The organism is Catenulispora pinisilvae (assembly GCF_015356865.1).
Lineage (GTDB): Bacteria > Actinomycetota > Actinomycetes > Streptomycetales > Catenulisporaceae > Catenulispora > Catenulispora pinisilvae.
Map to the genome: position 1 here is coordinate 1 of NZ_JAAFZA010000471.1, position 2,120 is coordinate 2,120.

Consider the following 2,120-nt stretch of genomic DNA (forward strand, 5'->3'; position numbering starts at 1 on the left):
CCCACTCCCAGTCCATTCCCGGCCCATTCCCTCCTTTGGCGGATCAAGGTTCGCCAGGAGGAGCAGCCGGGGTGTGCATCCGCTCCCGGCGGGCAGGTGTGGTCCGCGTCACTGGCCCCAGACGGAAGGACCCGCATGCCCACGCTCCCCCGCCGCTCCCGCTCCCGGCGCGCGGTCCACCGAGCCGGGCTGGCGTGCGCGGTGGCGCTGGTGTCCGCACTCGTGCCGCTGCTCGGTGGGGGTCCGGTCCAGGCCGACCCGATCCCGGCCAACCATCGCGACCCGAGTGCCCAGTGCGCGCTGCCGAACCCCACCGGCTGGACCGACGAGGGCCATGCCACCGACTACACCACGCAGTTCCAGCAGCCACAGGGCACGAAGAAGGCCGCGATGCTGTTCGTGGACTTCCCGGACGCCCCGGCCATGGACTCCACGGACGACTACTACAACTTCCTGGCCCCGGCCCACGGCCTGATGACGCAGTTCTCCGCCGGAGCCGTGGATCTGCAGATCACGCCGGTCAAGCACTGGCTGCACATGCCGCAGGACTCGACGACGTACGGCTTCGTGCGCGGGATCACCTGGCCGCAGCAGGCGCTCTACGTCAAGCAGGCCGGGGAGCTCGCGGCACAGTACATCGACCTGTCGAAGTTCGACATGGTGTACATCGTGCCGCCGAAGAACGCGACGGCGATCACCTTCTCCCCCGCCTACGTCTTCGACCCGAAGCAGCCGAACCTGGTGGTGAACGGCAAGGAGATGAGGTGGGGCGTCACCCTCGGACAGGACATGTACGTCTGGGGCCCGAAGGTGTTGGTGCACGAGACCGGCCACACGTTCGGACTGCCCGACCTCTACTCCTTCGCCGACCAGGACGTGCACCACTGGGTCGGCGGGTTCGACGTGATGGGGAACATCATCGGGGACGCGCCGCACCACTTCGGCTGGGAGGACTGGAAGATCGGGTGGCTGGCCGACTCACAGGTGGCGTGCCTGAACGAGCCGGGGACGCTCTCGGTGCGGCTGAAGGAGGTGGAGTCGCTGGGCGGGACGAAGATCGCGGTGGTGCGGACCGGCCCCACGACGGCGTACGTCGCGGAGTCGCGCAAGCCCTACGGCGTCGACAAGGGGATCTGCAAGAGCGGGGTCGTGGTCTACGCAGTGGATTCCTCGATCGCCAGCGGCGACGGGCCGATCCGGGTCCAGAACTCCTCCCCCGACACCCAGACGACCAGCGCCTGCGGCGAGGCCGTCGACTGGGGCGCCTACGAGCCCGGGCAGACCTTCGAGGACGACACCGCCGGGGTGACGATCAAGGTGAACGCCTCATCGTCGAGCGGGGACGTGGTGACCGTCACCAAATCTTGATCGGGAGCCGCACCGGCAGCCTGACGTAAGGGGGACAAGGCCGGTACAGTCCTTAAGAGGCCAGCGCCGGCCACTCCACCACCGCGCCACGCCCTGCCCCGCCGCGCCGACCCCGCCACGCCGATCCCACTTGGCCGATCCCGCTTGGCCGCCCCGCTTCGAGGAGTGCCGTGTTCGCGATAGAGATCAGTGACGACGCCGAACTGCGCCCCCTGGAAGTCTGGCAACTCGACGAGTTCTTCGCCCACATCCAGCGCGCCCGCAAGCAGGTGGACCGATGGATCCGCTTCGCAGCCGGCGCCGCCGACCTGAACAGCGCCCGCGACACCCTGCAACGCTACGCCGACCGCCAGGCCGCCGACACCGGACGCCTGTTCGGCATCTGGCACCAGCATGTCCTCGTCGGCGGCTGCATGTACCCGCACTTCGACGCCCAATCCGGCAACTGCGAGATCGGCGTCTGGACCGAACCGGCCGGCCAGGGACACGGCTTCGTCACCACCTCGGTACGGATCCTGCTGGACCACGCACTGATCGAGCGCGGTCTGGCACGGGCTGAGTGGCACTGCGATCCGCGGAACGAGCGCAGCGTGGCGGTCGCGAAGCGGGTGGGGATGACGGCTGAGGGGATTCTGCGGTCGAGCTATCTGCACAATGGGGAGCGGCAGGATATGCAGGTGTGGGCGATTTTGCAGGATGAGTGGGCTGCGGTTCGGGATGAGTGGTAGGGCGGGGCTGGGGCGGCGCTGGGG

Annotated in this window: 2 protein-coding genes; both read left to right on the forward strand. The window is 68.7% G+C overall.

What is annotated here, in order from left to right:
* Positions 1 to 135 precede the first annotated feature (135 nt).
* Complete coding sequence (locus IZR01_RS48955) at positions 136 to 1,368, forward strand: metallopeptidase domain-containing protein (protein WP_194927866.1); 1,233 nt, start codon at positions 136 to 138, stop codon at positions 1,366 to 1,368.
* Between the two features lie 170 nt (positions 1,369 to 1,538).
* Entirely contained in the window at positions 1,539 to 2,096 is a 558-nt protein-coding gene (locus tag IZR01_RS48960) for a GNAT family N-acetyltransferase (protein WP_194900050.1), read from the forward strand.
* Positions 2,097 to 2,120: the final 24 nt, after the last annotated feature.

Bases quoted from the DNA above. Each gene is read 5' to 3' on its own strand.
- IZR01_RS48955 (WP_194927866.1), top strand. From the start codon at position 136: ATGCCCACGCTCCCCCGCCGCTCCCGCTCCCGGCGCGCGGTCCACCGA.